The 16,958-nt window shown below is 60.4% G+C and carries 15 protein-coding genes; 13 read left to right on the top strand and 2 right to left on the bottom strand.

Annotated features, from left to right (window positions below; all coding sequences use genetic code 11):
* Positions 1–43 precede the first annotated feature (43 nt).
* On the bottom strand, positions 44–934 hold the full coding sequence (locus tag NK667_RS16795; RefSeq protein ID WP_054052915.1) for a LysR family transcriptional regulator: 891 nt from the start codon (positions 932–934) through the stop codon (positions 44–46).
* A gap of 154 nt (positions 935–1,088) precedes the next feature.
* Here NK667_RS16795 and leuC point away from each other — a divergent pair, with 154 nt between their 5' ends.
* From leuC to NK667_RS16760, 7 genes are all read left to right on the top strand, one after another.
* Positions 1,089–2,507 carry a 3-isopropylmalate dehydratase large subunit gene (gene leuC / locus NK667_RS16790; protein ID WP_054052917.1) on the top strand — a complete coding sequence of 473 codons (1,419 nt, stop codon included), beginning with the start codon at positions 1,089–1,091 and terminating at the stop codon, positions 2,505–2,507.
* 10 nt (positions 2,508–2,517) lie between these two features.
* Positions 2,518–3,162: a 3-isopropylmalate dehydratase small subunit gene (gene leuD / locus NK667_RS16785; RefSeq protein ID WP_054615517.1), complete on the top strand. Its 645-nt coding sequence runs from the start codon at positions 2,518–2,520 to the stop codon at positions 3,160–3,162.
* A 157-nt stretch (positions 3,163–3,319) separates the two neighbouring features.
* Positions 3,320–4,078, top strand: coding sequence for a class I SAM-dependent methyltransferase (locus NK667_RS16780; protein ID WP_054615516.1), 759 nt, complete (start codon positions 3,320–3,322; stop codon positions 4,076–4,078).
* Between the two features lie 58 nt (positions 4,079–4,136).
* The gene (gene leuB, locus NK667_RS16775) at positions 4,137–5,219 is read left to right on the top strand and encodes a 3-isopropylmalate dehydrogenase (RefSeq protein ID WP_054615515.1); all 1,083 of its coding nucleotides are present in this window, start codon (positions 4,137–4,139) and stop codon (positions 5,217–5,219) included.
* Between the two features lie 69 nt (positions 5,220–5,288).
* Positions 5,289–6,401, top strand: coding sequence for an aspartate-semialdehyde dehydrogenase (gene asd, locus NK667_RS16770; protein ID WP_054052925.1), 1,113 nt, complete (start codon positions 5,289–5,291; stop codon positions 6,399–6,401).
* A 256-nt stretch (positions 6,402–6,657) separates the two neighbouring features.
* On the top strand, positions 6,658–7,668 hold the full coding sequence (locus NK667_RS16765; RefSeq protein WP_054615514.1) for an aspartate-semialdehyde dehydrogenase: 1,011 nt from the start codon (positions 6,658–6,660) through the stop codon (positions 7,666–7,668).
* A 208-nt stretch (positions 7,669–7,876) separates the two neighbouring features.
* Positions 7,877–10,531, top strand: a complete 2,655-nt coding sequence (locus NK667_RS16760) for a FimV/HubP family polar landmark protein (protein WP_054615513.1) — start codon at positions 7,877–7,879, stop codon at positions 10,529–10,531.
* A 183-nt stretch (positions 10,532–10,714) separates the two neighbouring features.
* Here the strand turns inward: NK667_RS16760 and NK667_RS16750 are convergent, their stop codons facing one another.
* Positions 10,715–11,374 carry a M24 family metallopeptidase gene (locus tag NK667_RS16750; protein ID WP_054616289.1) on the bottom strand — a complete coding sequence of 220 codons (660 nt, stop codon included), beginning with the start codon at positions 11,372–11,374 and terminating at the stop codon, positions 10,715–10,717.
* Between the two features lie 184 nt (positions 11,375–11,558).
* Between NK667_RS16750 and truA the strand changes: the two genes are divergently transcribed.
* The 6 genes from truA (at position 11,559) to NK667_RS16720 (ending at position 16,953) form a co-directional block, all read left to right on the top strand.
* Positions 11,559–12,383, top strand: coding sequence for a tRNA pseudouridine(38-40) synthase TruA (gene truA, locus NK667_RS16745; RefSeq protein WP_054052931.1), 825 nt, complete (start codon positions 11,559–11,561; stop codon positions 12,381–12,383).
* A 63-nt stretch (positions 12,384–12,446) separates the two neighbouring features.
* The gene (locus NK667_RS16740; protein WP_054615512.1) at positions 12,447–13,076 is read left to right on the top strand and encodes a phosphoribosylanthranilate isomerase; all 630 of its coding nucleotides are present in this window, start codon (positions 12,447–12,449) and stop codon (positions 13,074–13,076) included.
* 185 nt (positions 13,077–13,261) lie between these two features.
* Positions 13,262–14,182 carry an acetyl-CoA carboxylase, carboxyltransferase subunit beta gene (gene accD, locus NK667_RS16735; protein ID WP_054052935.1) on the top strand — a complete coding sequence of 307 codons (921 nt, stop codon included), beginning with the start codon at positions 13,262–13,264 and terminating at the stop codon, positions 14,180–14,182.
* The gene (folC, locus tag NK667_RS16730; RefSeq protein WP_054615511.1) at positions 14,179–15,486 is read left to right on the top strand and encodes a bifunctional tetrahydrofolate synthase/dihydrofolate synthase; all 1,308 of its coding nucleotides are present in this window, start codon (positions 14,179–14,181) and stop codon (positions 15,484–15,486) included. The genes accD and folC overlap by 4 nt, the downstream gene beginning before the upstream one ends.
* Positions 15,470–16,129 (top strand): SPOR domain-containing protein, encoded by a 660-nt coding sequence (locus tag NK667_RS16725; protein ID WP_054615510.1) that lies wholly within the window; start codon positions 15,470–15,472, stop codon positions 16,127–16,129. Before folC ends, NK667_RS16725 begins: the two co-directional genes overlap by 17 nt.
* Before the next feature lie 263 nt (positions 16,130–16,392).
* Entirely contained in the window at positions 16,393–16,953 is a 561-nt protein-coding gene (locus tag NK667_RS16720; protein WP_054615509.1) for a CvpA family protein, read from the top strand.
* The last annotated feature ends 5 nt before the right edge of the window (positions 16,954–16,958 follow it).

The following is a 16,958-nucleotide window of genomic DNA, read 5'->3' as shown; positions in this document are numbered from 1 at the left end:
GCGTTAGGCACGGGGTTTTGCAGCTCTATAGGAGTAGCACAAGTTAGCCGTGGGTCCTTGGCAGATCAATTTGTGCATCCAGCAGGGCCATAAAGGCGCGTGCCGCATTCGAAAGCGTCCTTTCTGTGTGCAGGATATAGCCTAGCTCGCGAGTGAGCTGTATGCCCGGCAAAGCTATACGCGCCACCTGATCATCGAGCATGGTGCGCGGCAAAACGCTCCAGGCCAGGCCGATCGAGACCATCATCTTGATGGTTTCCAGATAATTCGTGCTCATGGCAATGTTCGGCGTCAGGCCCTGCGCTTCGAACAGACGCTGGACGATGTGGTGGGTGAACGTGTTGCCTCCGGGGAAAACCGCCGGGTGCAGAGCAATATCCGCGAGGGTGACCGGGCCGTTGCTGATCAGCGAGTGCTCCGGGGCGACCACGAAGTCCAGCGGGTCGTCCCACACCGGCGTGGCCTTGACCAGCGCATGGGGCTCCGGCGCCAGGGTGATGACCGCCAGTTCGGCGCGGCCATGCAGGATTTCTTCGTAGGCCACTTCCGAATCGAGGAACTGAATATCCAGCGCGACCTGTGGGTAACGACGGGTGAACTCCCTTAATAAGGGCGGCAAACGGTGCAGGCCGATGTGGTGACTGGTGGCCAAGGTCAGGCGACCGCTCACTTCACCGGTCAGGTTGGTCAGGGCGCGGCGGGTGTCGTCCAGCACGTTGAGAATCTGATAAGCCCGCGGCAGCAGGGCGCGCCCGGCCTCGGTCAGGCCGACTTCACGGCCCAGGCGATCGAACAGGCGCACCTTCAATTGCTGTTCCAGCCCGGCGATGCGCTTGCTGATCGCCGGTTGGGTCAGGTGCAGCCGTTCGCCCGCGCCGGAGAAACTCCCGGTCTCGGCAATCGCGATAAAGGCGTTGAGGTTGGCCAGATCCATTCATGTATTCCAGTTGGTTATCCAAAGCATAAAAAATATGAATTTGAGTTATTTAATGTAACCCCCTAGGATCGACCTCACAAGCCAAGGGGTTATTGAACCGCTGCACAACCCAAGGCATAGAAAATAGAAGCAAGCTGATGAGGACCGTCTGATGGCCGGCAAAACGCTTTACGACAAGCTCTGGGATTCCCATGAAGTGAAACGGCGCGACGATGGGTCGTCGCTGATCTATATCGACCGCCACATCATCCATGAAGTGACTTCGCCCCAAGCTTTCGAAGGCCTGCGTCTGGCCGGGCGCAAGCCTTGGCGCGTCGACTCGATCATCGCCACCCCGGACCACAACGTGCCGACCACCCCGGATCGCAAGGGCGGCATCGAAGCGATTACCGACCAGGTCTCGCGTTTGCAGGTTCAGACCCTCGATGACTATTGCGACGAATACGGCATCACCGAGTTCAAAATGAATGACGTGCGTCAGGGCATCGTTCACGTGATCGGCCCGGAGCAGGGCGCTACGTTGCCGGGCATGACCGTGGTTTGCGGCGACTCGCACACCTCGACCCACGGCGCATTCGGCGCATTGGCCCACGGCATCGGCACTTCCGAGGTCGAGCATGTGTTCGCCACGCAGTGCCTGGTCGCCAAGAAAATGAAAAATATGCTGGTGTCGGTCGAAGGCAAATTGCCGTTCGGCGTGACGGCCAAGGACATCGTGCTCGCGGTGATCGGCAAGATCGGCACCGCCGGCGGTAACGGCCACGCCATCGAGTTCGCTGGCAGCGCGATTCGCGACTTGTCCATCGAAGGCCGCATGACTATCTGCAACATGTCCATCGAGGCTGGCGCTCGCGTAGGTCTGGTAGCCGCAGACGAAAAAACCGTGGAATACGTCAAGGGCCGTCCATTCGCTCCGAAAGGCGCGGAATGGGACATGGCGGTCGAAGCCTGGAAAGACCTGGTTTCCGACACCGATGCGGTGTTCGACACCGTGGTCAAGCTCGACGCGACCCAGATCAAGCCACAAGTCAGCTGGGGCACGTCGCCCGAGATGGTCTTGGCGGTTGATCAGAACGTGCCGGACCCGGCAAAGGAAATGGACCTGGTCAAACGCGGTTCCATCGAACGCGCCTTGAAATACATGGGTTTGAGCGCCAATCAGGCGATCACCGATATTCAGCTGGACCGCGTATTCATTGGTTCCTGCACCAACTCGCGGATCGAAGACCTGCGCGCTGCGGCGGTGATCGCCAAGGGCCGCAAAGTCGCTTCGACGATCAAGCAAGCCATCGTGGTGCCGGGCTCGGGCCTGGTGAAGGCGCAAGCCGAGGCTGAAGGCCTGGACAAGATTTTCCTCGAAGCCGGTTTCGAGTGGCGTGAACCGGGTTGCTCGATGTGCCTGGCGATGAACCCGGACCGTTTGGAATCGGGCGAGCATTGCGCCTCGACCTCCAACCGCAACTTCGAAGGGCGTCAGGGCGCCGGTGGCCGTACGCACCTGGTGAGCCCGGCCATGGCCGCGGCGGCTGCCGTCAACGGTCGTTTCATCGACGTTCGCGAACTGATCTGAGGAACCGCACATGAGAGCTTTTACCCAACACACCGGTTTGGTCGCGCCATTGGACCGAGCCAACGTCGACACCGACCAGATCATTCCGAAGCAGTTTCTGAAGTCGATCAAGCGCACCGGTTTTGGTCCGAACCTGTTTGACGAGTGGCGCTACCTGGACGTGGGCTATGCCTACCAGGACAACTCCAAGCGTCCACTGAACAAGGATTTCGTGCTCAACGCCGAGCGTTATCAAGGCGCCAGCGTGTTGCTGGCTCGCGAGAACTTCGGTTGCGGCTCCAGCCGTGAACACGCGCCGTGGGCCCTGGAAGAGTACGGTTTCCGCAGCATCATCGCGCCGAGCTATGCCGACATCTTCTACAACAACAGCTTCAAGAACGGCTTGTTGCCGATCATCTTGAGCGACGCTGAGGTGGATGAGCTGTTCCAGCAAGTCGAAGCGAATCCTGGCTACCAGTTGACCGTCGACCTTGAAGCCCAGACCGTGACCCGGCCGGATGGCAAGGTCTACAACTTTGAGCTGGATGAATTCCGCAAGCATTGCCTGGTGAATGGTCTGGACGATATCGGTCTGACATTGATGGACCACGAGGCGATTGCGTCGTTTGAAAGCAAGCACCGGGCGAGCCAGCCCTGGTTGTTTCGCGATGTTTGATTGATCCGGGATTGATGTAGACAGGGCCGGCCTCTTCGCGAGCAAGCCCGCTCCCACAGGGGTTTTGTGAACGACGAAATTCCAATGTGGGAGCGGGCTTGCTCGCGAAGACGGCAGCCCAGACACCACAAGACTAAACCCCAAAAAGGAAGTCCCCATGACCCAGCACAGCCAAGTCGTACAAAAGCAATTCGGTGAACAGGCCTCGGCCTACCTGAGCAGTGCCGTTCACGCTCAAGGCACTGAATTCGCGCTGCTACAGGCTGAACTGGCCGGGCAGGGCAACGCCCGCGTGCTGGACCTGGGTTGCGGTGCCGGTCACGTGAGTTTCCACGTCGCCGCGTTGGTGAAAGAAGTCGTGGCCTACGACTTGTCCCAGCAAATGCTCGACGTGGTGGCTGCCGCAGCGACTGATCGTGGTTTCAGCAATGTCACCACGGTCAACGGTGCCGCCGAGCGCCTGCCGTTCGCCGATGGCGAGTTCGACTTCGTGTTCAGCCGTTATTCGGCGCACCATTGGAGCGATCTCGGCCTGGCTCTGCGGGAAGTGCGCCGGGTGCTGAAGCCGGGCGGCGTGGCGGCGTTCGTCGACGTGCTGTCGCCCGGCAGTCCGTTGTTCGACACCTACCTGCAAAGCGTCGAAGTGCTGCGCGACACCAGCCATGTACGCGATTATTCTGCTGGCGAGTGGTTGCGCCAGGTCAGCGAAGCGGGGTTGCATACCCGCAGCGCCACGCGTCAGCGGCTGCGTCTGGAGTACAACAGCTGGGTCGAACGCATGCGCACACCGCAAGTGATGCGCGCGGCGATCCGCGAGTTGCAGCAGTCGATGGGCAATGAAGTACGCGAATATTTTGAGATTGAGGCCGATGGTTCGTTCAGTACAGATGTACTGGTGCTGATGGCTGAAAGATAAGCGATAGAATTTTTCCGGGTGTGCCTGAGGGCACACCGACTGATGACATGAGGAAAGCATGAGCAAGCAGATTCTGATTCTCCCAGGTGACGGTATTGGCCCGGAAATCATGGCCGAAGCAGTCAAAGTGCTGGAACTGGCCAACACCAAGTACAGCCTGGGCTTCGAGCTGAGCCACGACGTGATCGGTGGCGCCGCCATCGACAAGCACGGCGTGCCGCTGGCTGACGAAACCCTGGATCGCGCGCGCGCTGCAGATGCGGTACTGCTGGGCGCCGTGGGCGGCCCGAAATGGGACACCATCGAGCGTGATATCCGCCCTGAGCGCGGCCTGCTGAAAATTCGTGCGCAACTGGGCCTGTTCGGCAACCTGCGTCCGGCGATCCTGTACCCGCAACTGGCCGAGGCGTCGAGCCTGAAGCCTGAAATCGTCGCGGGCCTGGACATCCTGATCGTCCGTGAACTGACCGGCGGCATCTACTTCGGCGCGCCACGCGGTACGCGTACCCTGGAAAACGGCGAACGTCAGTCCTACGACACGCTGCCGTACAGCGAAAGCGAAATCCGCCGTATCGCCCGTGTCGGTTTCGACATGGCCATGGTTCGTGGCAAGAAGCTCTGCTCGGTGGACAAGGCCAACGTACTGGCCTCCAGCCAACTGTGGCGTGAAATTGTCGAAGAAGTGGCCAAGGATTACCCTGAAGTCGAACTGAGCCACATGTACGTCGACAACGCCGCGATGCAACTGGTGCGTGCACCGAAGCAGTTCGACGTGATCGTCACCGATAACATGTTCGGCGACATCCTGTCGGACCAGGCATCGATGCTCACCGGTTCCATCGGCATGCTGCCCTCGGCGTCCCTGGACACCAACAACAAGGGCATGTACGAGCCGTGCCACGGTTCGGCGCCGGACATCGCGGGCAAAGGCATTGCCAACCCGTTGGCGACCATTTTGTCGGTGTCGATGATGCTGCGTTACAGCTTCAACTTGCAGGATGCGGCGGATGCGATCGAGAAGGCCGTCAGTCTGGTTTTGGACCAGGGCCTGCGCACTGGCGACATCTGGTCGACCGGTTGCACTAAAGTCGGTACGCAGGAAATGGGTGACGCAGTAGTCGCCGCGCTGCGGAATCTGTAATCTCTCGGGCCCGCTGCCACTTTCAACTTCGAAAGCAGCGGCCCACTTTTTAAAGAAGGTGTAGTTGCGATGAAACGTGTAGGTCTGATCGGTTGGCGCGGTATGGTCGGTTCCGTGCTCATGCAGCGGATGCTGGAAGAGCAGGATTTCGATCTTATCGAGCCGGTGTTTTTCACCACTTCCAATGTCGGTGGCCAAGGCCCGTCCGTGGGCAAGGACATTGCTCCGCTCAAGGACGCTTACAGCATTGAAGAGCTGAAGACCCTCGACGTGATTCTGACCTGCCAGGGTGGCGACTACACCAGCGAAGTCTTCCCGAAACTGCGCGAAGCCGGTTGGCAGGGTTACTGGATCGACGCCGCTTCCAGCCTGCGTATGCAGGATGACGCGGTGATCGTGCTGGACCCGGTGAACCGCAAGGTCATCGACCAGCAGCTCGACGCGGGCACCAAGAACTACATCGGCGGCAACTGCACCGTCAGCCTGATGCTGATGGGCCTGGGCGGTCTGTTCGAAGCCGGCCTGGTCGAGTGGATGAGCGCCATGACTTATCAGGCGGCCTCCGGTGCCGGCGCGCAGAACATGCGTGAACTGATCAAGCAAATGGGCGCGACCCACGCCGCTGTCGCCGATCAACTGGCCGACCCGGCCAGCGCGATCCTCGACATCGACCGTCGTGTGGCCGAAGCCATGCGCAGCGACGCTTACCCGACTGAAAACTTCGGCGTACCGCTGGCCGGCAGCCTGATCCCGTGGATCGACAAGGAACTGCCGAACGGCCAGAGCCGCGAAGAGTGGAAGGCCCAGGCCGAGACCAACAAGATCCTCGGTCGCTTCAAGAGCCCGATCCCGGTCGATGGCATCTGCGTGCGCATCGGCGCCATGCGTTGCCACAGCCAGGCGCTGACCATCAAGCTGAACAAAGACGTGCCGATCGCTGATATCGAAGGGCTGATCAGCCAGCACAACCCTTGGGTCAAGCTGGTACCGAACAACCGCGAAGCCAGCATTCAGGAACTGAGCCCGACGAAAGTCACCGGCACCCTGAACGTACCGGTTGGCCGTCTGCGCAAGCTGAACATGGGCACCCAGTACGTCGGCGCTTTCACCGTTGGCGACCAACTGCTGTGGGGCGCGGCCGAACCGCTGCGTCGCATGCTGCGGATCCTGCTTGAGCGTTGATCGTTTAAAGCTGTGAAAGAACCCGTGCCTTGAAAGAGGTGCGGGTTTTTTTATGGGCGGCAACCTGATGCTGATGGGTTGCCTGATCGGCCGCCTTCGCGAGCAAGCCCGCTCCCACATGGGAATGCGGTTACCCTGTGGGAGCGGGCTTGCTCGCGAAGAGGCCGGAACATCCACTACAAATCCCGGCAGAAATTGCCTGCACGCCACCCACCCGGTAAAGTGCCGCTCCCCCCGTTTCGCCAGAGGTAGAACCATGAGCCAGTCCTTCGATATTGCCGTGATCGGCGCCACCGGTACCGTCGGCGAAACGCTCGTGCAGATTCTCGAAGAGCGGGACTTCCCGGTCGCCAACCTGCACCTGTTGGCCAGCAGCGAATCCGCCGGGCATTCGGTACCGTTTCGCGGCAAGAACGTGCGCGTGCGCGAAGTCGATGAGTTCGATTTCAGCAAGGTGCAACTGGTGTTCTTCGCCGCCGGCCCGGCAGTCACCCTGAGCTTCGCCTCCCGTGCCCGCGCGGCCGGTTGCTCGCTGATTGACCTGTCCGGCGCACTGTCGGCCGATGAAGCGCCGCAAATCGTGCCGGAAGCCAACGCCCAGGTACTGGCCGGTCTGAAAAAGCCATTCCAGGTCAGCAGCCCGAGCCCGTCGGCCACCACACTGGCCGTGGTGCTCGCGCCGTTGCTCGACGTGATCGACCTGCAATGGGTCAACGTGACCGCCAGCCTGGCCGTTTCCGCCCAAGGCCGCGAAGCCGTGACCGAACTGGCCCGGCAGACCGCCGAGCTGCTCAACGTGCGTCCGCTGGAGCCGACATTCTTCGATCGGCAGATGGCGTTCAACCTGCTGGCCCAGGTCGGCAAACCTGACGAGCAAGGTCATACGCTGCTGGAAAAGCGCCTGGTGCGAGAGCTGCGTCAGGTCATGGCGCTACCTTTATTAAAGATTTCCGCAACTTGCATTCAAGCCCCGGTGTTTTTTGGCGATAGCTTTAGCGTGACCTTGCAGTCATCGAGCGCTGTGGACCTGGCTAAAGTCAACGCCGCCCTGGAAGACGCGCCGGGTATCGAACTGGTGGAAGCCGGCGATTACCCGACACCGGTAGGTGATGCGGTCGGGCAGGATGTGGTCTACGTTGGTCGGGTACGCAGCGGTGTCGACGACCTGTCGGAACTTAATTTGTGGCTGACGTCAGATAACGTACGCAAAGGCGCGGCGCTCAATGCTGTGCAGGTGGCTGAATTGTTGATAAAAGACCTGCTGTAAAAGATACTTGGCAACAATTTGTCGAATGATTCTAGCCGAGCGCTATGCTTGGCCGGAGTGCTAAAGGCAAGTCACCCTACGGGACTTTCCGGGGCATCAAAGAAATGATCGCGCGCGACGACCCTTCGCCGCCGCGCGCAATGCCTTACGGCAGCGACTTTCAATACCTTCTCGCTGGCCGAGGAATGTTCAAACAAAGGATGAGGCTATGGTTCAAGTTCGCAAACTGGTGTTAGCAATAGCGGCCGCCTCGGCGCTGTCCTCCGGTATGGCGCATGCTCTCGGGCTCGGGGAACTGACCCTGAAATCGACGCTGAACCAGCCCCTGGTCGCAGAAATCGAGCTGCTCGACGTCAAGGACCTCACCGCTGCCGAAGTGGTGCCGAGCCTGGCCTCGCCAGAAGATTTCGCCAAGGCCGGGGTTGATCGCCAGGCGTTTCTCAACGACCTGACCTTCACTCCGGTGCTCAACGCCAGCGGCAAAAGCATCCTGCGCGTGACCTCCAGCAAACCGCTTTCCGAACCGATGGTGAAATTCCTGGTTCAGGTGATGTGGCCTAACGGTCGCTTGTTGCGCGATTACAGCGTGCTGCTCGATCCGTCCAAATTCTCGCCGCAAACTGCCGATGCCGCCGCCCAACCTGCGCCGTCCCAGGCAGTGACCGCGCCGATGACCGGTGCTACCAAGCCAACGACCTACACCACCACGCCGCGCGATACCCTGTGGGAAATCGCGGCCAAGGCGCGCAATGGCGGCTCGGTGCAGCAAACCATGCTGGCCATCCAGGCGCTGAACCCGGATGCCTTCATCAACGGCAACATCAACTTGCTGAAAACCGGCCAGGTCCTGCGCATGCCGGATCAGGTGCAAAGCACCAGCCTGCCGCAACCCAAGGCCATCGCTGAAGTCGCCGCGCAGAACACCGCGTGGCGCCAGGGTCGTCGCTATGTGGCCAAGCCTGGCACCGGCCAGCAGCAACTCGATGCCACCAAGCGTGGAAGTGCCGATGCCACTCCGACCCAGGCAGCGAAAGACAAGCTGAGCCTGGTGTCTGCCGAATCCGGCAAGGGCCGCAAGGGTGCCGCCGGTGATGCGAAGAATTTGAGCAACAAACTGGCGGTGACCCAGGAAAGCCTCGACACGACCCGTCGTGACAACGCTGAACTGAAAAGCCGCATGACCGATCTGCAAAGTCAGCTGGACAAGCTGCAACGCCTGATCGAACTGAAAAACAATCAACTGGCCAAGTTGCAGGCTGAAGGCGCTGCTGCTCCGGCCGCTCCAGCGGCGACGGCGGCTGCTCCGTCGATCTCGGCGGAACTGACGCCTGCTCCTGCACCGGCGGCAACCCCGGCTGAAGCTGCACCGACCGCCACGGCTCCGGTTACACCTGCGCCTGTTGTCACCGCACCTGAGGCCACAACGGCCCCGGCTGAAACCCCAGTCGAATCGACGCCTGCCGCGTCCGACAACCAGAAGTTCAACGACCTGCTGACCAATCCGATCCTGTTGGGTCTGGTGGGCGGTGGTGCCATCGTCCTGCTGCTGTTGCTGTTGCTGCTGGCCCGTCGCCGCAAAGCCCAGCAAGAAGCCGAAAAGCACCTGCGCATGGCGCGTGCCCTGGCTGAAGAGCAAGAGTTTTCCACCGAGCAAGACTTGCCGGAAAGCAGCTTCGAAGGCCTTGAAGTTCCGCCGCCAGCGGTGACGCTCACTAAGCCAGGGGCGCCAGTGCCTCCGCCAGCACCGGCTCCGGTAATTGCGCCGGTTATCGTCACTCCGCCGATCGCCGCACCGCTGGTTTCGCCAGCCGCCGAGCGCAATGACGACGTGCTGAGCCACGCTCAGTCTCACATCAACGCGGGTCGCCTGAACCAGGCAGCAGCGTTGCTCGAAGACGGTATCAAGCAAGAACCACAACGCAGCGACCTGCGCCTGAAGCTGATGGAAGTCTACGGTCAGCAAGGCGATCGTGATGCGTTCGTCGCCCAGGAACGCCAACTGGTGGCCAATGGCGATAACTTCGCTCAGGTCGAACAGCTGAAAAGCCGTTTCCCGGCCATGGCCCTCGCGGCGGCGGGTGGCATCGCTGCCGCCGCTATCGCCGCCGAACTGGACGCCCAGTACGTCAAAGACCTGCTGCTGGATGAACCTGAAGCGCCAACTCCGGCCGCTGAAGATGATCTCGACAGCGCGTTCGACTTGAGCCTGGATGATCTGGAAAACGCCTCTCCGGCAGTGGTTGCTCCAACGCCAGCGCCGGAACCTTTGGCCGAACTGGACGAGTTCCCGCTGGACGACGACCTGAGCTTTGAGTCGGTGCTGCAGCAGCAGACCGACATCAAGGAAAACCTCGACGACCTGTCGGACTTCGATCTGGACCTGGACCTCGGTGGCGATGCTTCGCCAGCGACCCTGGCCGAAGATGATTTCCTGCTGGACCTGGACGAAGGCGTCAAAGACCTGCCTCCTGTCGATGCGCCAACCGTGAACGAAGCGGCGTTGGATGACCTGGAGCTGCCGGCCGATTTCGACCTGTCCCTGGCTGACGAAATGGACGTTCCTGAGCCCAAGGATGCGTTCGCGGCTGAGCTGGATGACGTCAACGCCGAGCTGGATCGTCTGTCCCAGACCATCAACGAGCCCACCTTCACCGCCGAAGACGCGGCCGCCTCGGTGGCTGACGAGCCGGAATTCGATTTCCTCTCCGGTACCGATGAAGTCGCCACCAAACTCGATCTGGCCCAGGCCTACATCGACATGGGCGACAACGACGGCGCCCGCGACATCCTCAACGAAGTCGTGACCGAGGGTGATGCAGGTCAGAAGAGCGAAGCCAAGGAAATGCTTTCGCGCCTGGCTTGATTCGAGATCGGCAGTAAACAAAACGGCAGCCCATTGAGGCTGCCGTTTTTGTTTCTGTATCACCGCAAATCCCCTGTGGGAGCGGGCTTGCTCGCGAATGCGGTGTGTCATTCAGCATTGATGGTGACTGACACACCGCATTCGCGAGCAAGCCCGCTCCCACAAGGGGATCTACTGCGCTAATCAGGCCAACAAATCCTCATAAAACGCACCAAACGGCCGGGTAGGGTGGGCAATCTGGATCTCCAGAATCCACAACCCGACATTCGGGCAGTCTTCGAAATTGCCCAAATCCCCCGCCCGGTAAATCGCATGGGGGAAATCGCTGACCCGATGCCCCTTGATCTCCAGGTTCAACTTCCAGCCCATCGCCGTCGCTTGCTCATCGGCATAGCGATACAACTCAGGCCCGGCCACCTGTTGCGTGCGCCAGTAATCGTGAACCTGATCAAACAGGGTTTTCGCCGCCACGGCACACGCCTTCATCTCGGGATCGTCGCCGACCGTGAAGGTCGCCCCTGAATCGCCTTCGTGACGATCCCAGACCACGCCGAGGTCGATAAAGAAAATATCGTTTTGCGCCAGCACCGGATCGCCGTCGGAGCGCTGCTTGAAGGTTTTCAGGGTGTTTTCGCCGAAACGAATCTTTGATGGGTGCCAGATGCGGTCCATGCCCAGTTCGTTCAGCACTTCAAGGCTCATCGCCTGGGCTTCGGATTCCAGCATGCCGGGTTTGACGCGGCGGGCCATTTCTTCGATGGCTTCCCAGGTCTTGCGTTTGGCGTGGAGCATGCCGTCCAGGCTATAAGCCAGGCCTACGGCTTCTTTGAGGGTGGCGGTCATCATCAGGTCTCGGTTTTATGTTTTCGTTGTGTAGTCATCTATATAGCGAAGTCGGCGGGAGCGATGCAATGGTCCAAACGCCACACAGCTCTGGCGTCATCGACCTGCGGCCTTATAATGCCCGCCTTTGCGTAGATCAGCAGGCTGTCACCCCTTGGCAAATATAGATAATCCGGCTGCTGAAATGGCGGCCGACGGCTTTTTCCGGGTCGCATTGGGCGTTGAATACAAAGGCTCGCGTTATCGCGGCTGGCAGCGTCAGGCCTCTGGCGTGCTGACCGTGCAGGAAACCCTCGAAAATGCACTGTCCAAAGTCGCCGATTCGCCAGTGTCGCTGCATTGCGCCGGGCGCACCGATGCGGGCGTGCATGCCTGCGGCCAAGTGGTGCATTTCGACACTCAGGTCGAGCGCTCGCTGAAAGCCTGGGTCATGGGCGCCAACATCAATTTGCCCCACGACGTCAGCGTCAGTTGGGCGCAGGTCATGCCGGCGCATTTTCATGCGCGGTTCAAGGCTATCGCCCGGCGCTATCGCTACGTGATCTACAACGATCAGATCCGCCCGGCGCACCTGAACGAAGAAATCACTTGGAACCATCGTCCGCTGGACGTCGAGCGCATGGCTGAAGCCGCGCAGTACCTGGTCGGCACTCACGACTTCAGCGCCTTTCGCGCCGGGCAATGCCAGGCCAAGTCGCCGATCAAGGAATTGCACCACCTGCGCGTGACGCGACACGGCAAGATGATCGTGCTCGATATCCGCGCCAGCGCTTTCCTGCATCACATGGTGCGCAACATCGCCGGGGTACTGATGACCATTGGCTCCGGCGAGCGCCCGGTGGAGTGGATGAAAGAAGTGCTGGAGAGCCGCATTCGCCGTTCCGGCGGCGTGACGGCGCACCCGTACGGCCTGTATCTGGTGCAGGTGGAATACCGCGACGAGTTCCAGTTGCCCGAACGTTACATTGGGCCGCACTTCTTGACCGGTTTCGCCGAACTTGACGGCTGACGCCCTCGAACGCATTTGTTACCATCCGGGACTTTCTCGGATTTGCCCTGGGGTTTTATCGACATGTCAGCCGTTCGCAGCAAGATTTGTGGGATTACCCGCATAGAAGATGCGCTGGCGGCAGTCGAGGCCGGGGCCGATGCGATCGGGTTTGTGTTTTACGCCAAGAGCCCACGGGCGGTGACGTTTCAGCAGGCGAGGTCGATTATCAAGGCCTTGCCGCCGTTCGTGACCACCGTGGGTTTGTTCGTCAATGTCAGTCGCTGCGAGTTGGGAGAGATCCTCGACGCGGTGCCGCTGGACCTGCTGCAGTTCCACGGTGACGAAACCGCTGAAGAATGCGAAGGCTGGCATCGACCGTACATCAAGGCTCTGCGGGTCAAGGCCGGGGATGATATTGCGGCGGCATGCGATGCGTTTCCGAGTGCCAGCGGTATCCTGCTTGATGCTTATGTCGAAGGGGTGCCGGGCGGAACCGGCGAAGCGTTCGACTGGTCATTGATACCGCAAGGCTTGAGCAAGCCGATCATCCTCGCGGGCGGGCTCAACCCTGAAAACGTTGCCGAGGCGATTGCCCGGGTCCGGCCGTATGCGGTGGATGTCAGCGGTGGAGTAGAGGCGAGCAAAGGCATCAAGGATCACGCAAAGATCCGCGCATTTATCAAAGCAATACGTGATGTGACGGCTGGCTAACTGCCGCCGTCCATAACTTCACTTGCACGAAAGCAGGCACGGCTGAGGGTTTTTGGGGTGTACGCAGGTCAGTTTCGCTGACCCGGCAACCCGCTGATCATCGCCACACACATGAATTTAGCTCAAGGGCATACGCGGGGCTGCGAACCAAAGCGTTCGGGCCGCCGGTACTGGAGAAAGAAAGCATGAGCAACTGGTTAGTAGACAAACTGATCCCTTCGATCATGCGTTCCGAGGTCAAGAAGAGCTCGGTGCCTGAAGGTCTTTGGCACAAATGCCCGTCTTGCGAGGCTGTGCTGTATCGTCCAGAGCTGGAAAAGACCCTGGACGTTTGCCCCAAGTGCAACCACCACATGCGTATCGGCGCCCGCGCCCGTATCGACATCTTCCTCGACGCTGAAGGCCGTGCCGAACTGGGCGCTGACCTGGAGCCGGTTGACCGTCTGAAATTCCGCGACGGCAAGAAGTACAAGGACCGCCTGACCGCTGCGCAAAAGGCGACTGGCGAAAAAGACGCACTGATCTCCATGAGCGGCACCCTGTTGGGCATGCCGGTGGTTGTCTCGGCGTTCGAATTCTCCTTCATGGGTGGTTCCATGGGCGCCATCGTCGGTGAGCGCTTCGTTCGCGCCGCCAACTACGCGCTGGAAAACAAATGCCCGATGATCTGCTTCGCCGCCTCCGGTGGTGCGCGGATGCAGGAAGCCCTGATCTCGCTGATGCAAATGGCCAAGACCTCCGCGGTACTGGCGCGTCTGCGTGAAGAAGGCATTCCGTTTATCTCGGTACTGACCGACCCGGTCTACGGCGGCGTTTCCGCCAGTCTGGCTATGCTTGGCGACGTGATCGTCGGTGAGCCGAAAGCCCTGATCGGCTTCGCCGGTCCGCGCGTAATCGAGCAGACCGTGCGTGAAAAACTGCCGGAAGGCTTCCAGCGCAGCGAGTTCCTGCTGGAACACGGCGCGATCGACATGATCATTCACCGTCAGGAACTGCGTCCGCGCCTGGGCAACCTGCTGGCACAAATGATGGGCCTGCCGACGCCGAAATTCGTCGCCGCGCCAATCGAGCCAATTGTGGTTCCGCCGGTACCTGCCAACATATGACCCAACGTACCCTTGGCGAGTGGCTCGCCTACCTTGAGCAGTTGCACCCTTCGGCCATCGACATGGGCCTGGAGCGCTCGCAACAGGTAGCGTCCCGCATGGGACTGGGCAAGCCGGCGCCTCGGGTGATCACGGTCACCGGCACCAACGGCAAGGGTTCCACCTGTGCGTTCGTGGCTTCGTTGCTGCGGGCGCAGGGCCTGAGCGTTGGTGTCTACAGTTCTCCGCACCTGCTGCGTTACAACGAGCGGGTGCAGGTCAACGGTGTCGAAGCTTCTGATGTCGAGCTGTGCGAAGCCTTTGCTGCAGTCGAGGCTGGCCGTGGCGAGACGACCCTGACCTACTTCGAAATGGGCACCTTGGCGGCGTTCTGGCTGTTTCAACAGGCCAGTCTCGATGCCGTGGTGCTGGAAGTCGGCCTGGGCGGGCGTCTGGACACGGTCAACGTGGTGGATGCCGATATCGCGCTGGTCACCAGCATCGGCGTCGATCACGCCGATTACCTGGGTGATACCCGTGAGTCCGTGGCTTTCGAAAAGGCCGGCATTTTCCGCCAAGGCGCGCCTGCGCTGTGTGGCGATCTGAATCCTCCCCAACCTTTGCTGGATAAAGCGCGCGAGCTGGCTTGCCCGTTTTTCTTGCGTGGGCGCGATTTCGACCTCGGCATCACCAATCAAAACTGGCAATGGCGCGGTCTCGACGCTCAAGGGCGCGTGGTCGAGCTGCATGACTTGCCGTTGCTGGATCTGCCGATGGAAAACGCGGCGCTGGCGCTGCAGGCTTATCTGTTGCTCGGTTTGCCGTGGGTCGATGCACAGATTATTGAAGCGTTGAAAGCTACACGAATCGTCGGTCGTCTCGATCGCCGGCAGTTCGAGTGGCAGGGCAAGCAGTTGAATGTGTTGCTGGATGTGGGACACAACCCGCATGCGGCAGAGTATCTGGCCCGGCGTCTGGCCAGTCGTCCACCGGTTGGCAAGCGTCTGGCGGTGTTCGGATTGCTGGCGGACAAGGATCTGGATGGTGTTGTCGGCGAATTGAATGCTAGTGTCCAGTCATGGGCTGTCGCGCCGCTGGATTCTCCACGGGCGCGTCCGGTTGCGGATTTACACGCGGCCTTGCAGAACCTTGGCGCGTCGGTAACGTCCTATGGCAGTGTGGCGGCCGCCCTGGAAGGGCAGTGCGCACTGGCGACGAGCGACGACGAGATTCTGTTGTTCGGATCATTTTATTGTGTTGCCGAGGCCCTTGAATGGCTGGCCCGGCGCTCCACGGAGGAAGCGGCAAATGGCTTTGCTGGATAAGGCGTACAAACAGCGCATGGTCGGTGCCCTGGTGCTGATCGCGCTGGCAGTGATTTTCTTGCCGATGCTGTTTTCCCGTCAGGACGAACAACGTCAGGTGACGGTGCAGGCGCCATCTGCGCCGCAAGCACCGTCGGTGCCACAGTTGCAGGTCGAGCCAGTGGTGGTGCCTGAACCGCAAGTTTTGCCTCAGGAACCCGTGCCGAGCGACGACGAGATTGCCGATCAGCAAGCGCCATCGACACCGATTGCTCCGGCTGCTCCCGTGGTTTCGACCCCGGCACCTGCCGCAAAACCGGTGACGCCGCCACCTGCGCCTGTCGCCAAACCTGCGCCAGCCCAGCCGATTGCTGCCGCACCGGCGAAGCCAGACACCACCCAGAGCCGCGTCGATGCCAATGGCTTGTCAGTCAGTTGGTCGGTGCAGCTGGCCAGCCTGTCGAGTCGTGCCAGCGCCGAAAGCCTGCAGAAATCCCTGCGCAGCCAGGGTTACAACGCCTACATCCGTACCGCCGATGGCAAGAATCGGGTGTTTGTCGGGCCGCTGATCGAGCGTGCAGAAGCCGATCGCCTGCGTGATTTGTTGGGTCGCCAGCAAAACCTCAAAGGTTTTGTCGTACGCTTCCAGCCTGAACGCGGCTAACGTAGCAGCTGCCGAGCCCGCGAGGCTGCGTCCGGCTGCGAAGCAGTCGTAACCCTGCGTCCACGGTCTTATTACGGCCGCGGCGGCTGAATTTGCGACTGCTGCGCAGTCGAACGCAGGCTTCGCCAGCTGCTACAGGACGTAGCGCTGCTCGATAAGGGTTAATACTATCGCCCCGATTTGAAATGCACTGACAATCGCAGCTTACCGATAAGCATGGGCTCTGCTAAAATGCGCCGCCTTATCCGTCTGTAGGCTGCACTGTGCCATTTACCTGGGTTGACTGGGCGATCGTTGCAATCGTCGCCATCTCCGCATTGATCAGTCTGAGCCGCGGCTTCGTTAAAGAAGCATTATCGCTGGTGACCTGGATCATCGCAGGAGTCGTCGCCTGGATGTTCGGTGGTTCATTGTCCGAGTACCTCGCCGGATACATCGAAACGCCTTCGGCTCGTGTGATCACGGGCTGCGCCATCATGTTTGTCGCCACGTTAATCGTAGGCGCAATGATCAATTATCTTATCGGCGAGTTGGTTCGCGTCACCGGGCTGTCCGGGACCGATCGATTCCTCGGCATGGCCTTCGGCGCCGCACGTGGCGTGTTGCTGGTGGTCGTGGCGGTCGGGCTGTTGAGCCTGGGGCCGGTACAGCAGGACAGCTGGTGGAAAGAATCACAGCTGGTGCCAAAATTTTTATTGGTCGCAGACTGGTCCAAAAACCTGATCCTCGGGTGGAGCAGTCAGTGGCTTGCCAGCGGAATCAGCGTACCCGCTGAAATTCCGTTCAAGGATCACCTCTTGCCGACGGCCAAAACGCCTCAGTAAGTGGT

This window comes from Pseudomonas nunensis, from assembly GCF_024296925.1.
GTDB classification, from domain to species: domain Bacteria; phylum Pseudomonadota; class Gammaproteobacteria; order Pseudomonadales; family Pseudomonadaceae; genus Aquipseudomonas; species Aquipseudomonas nunensis.
This window is presented reverse-complemented; position numbering and strand designations above follow the sequence as displayed.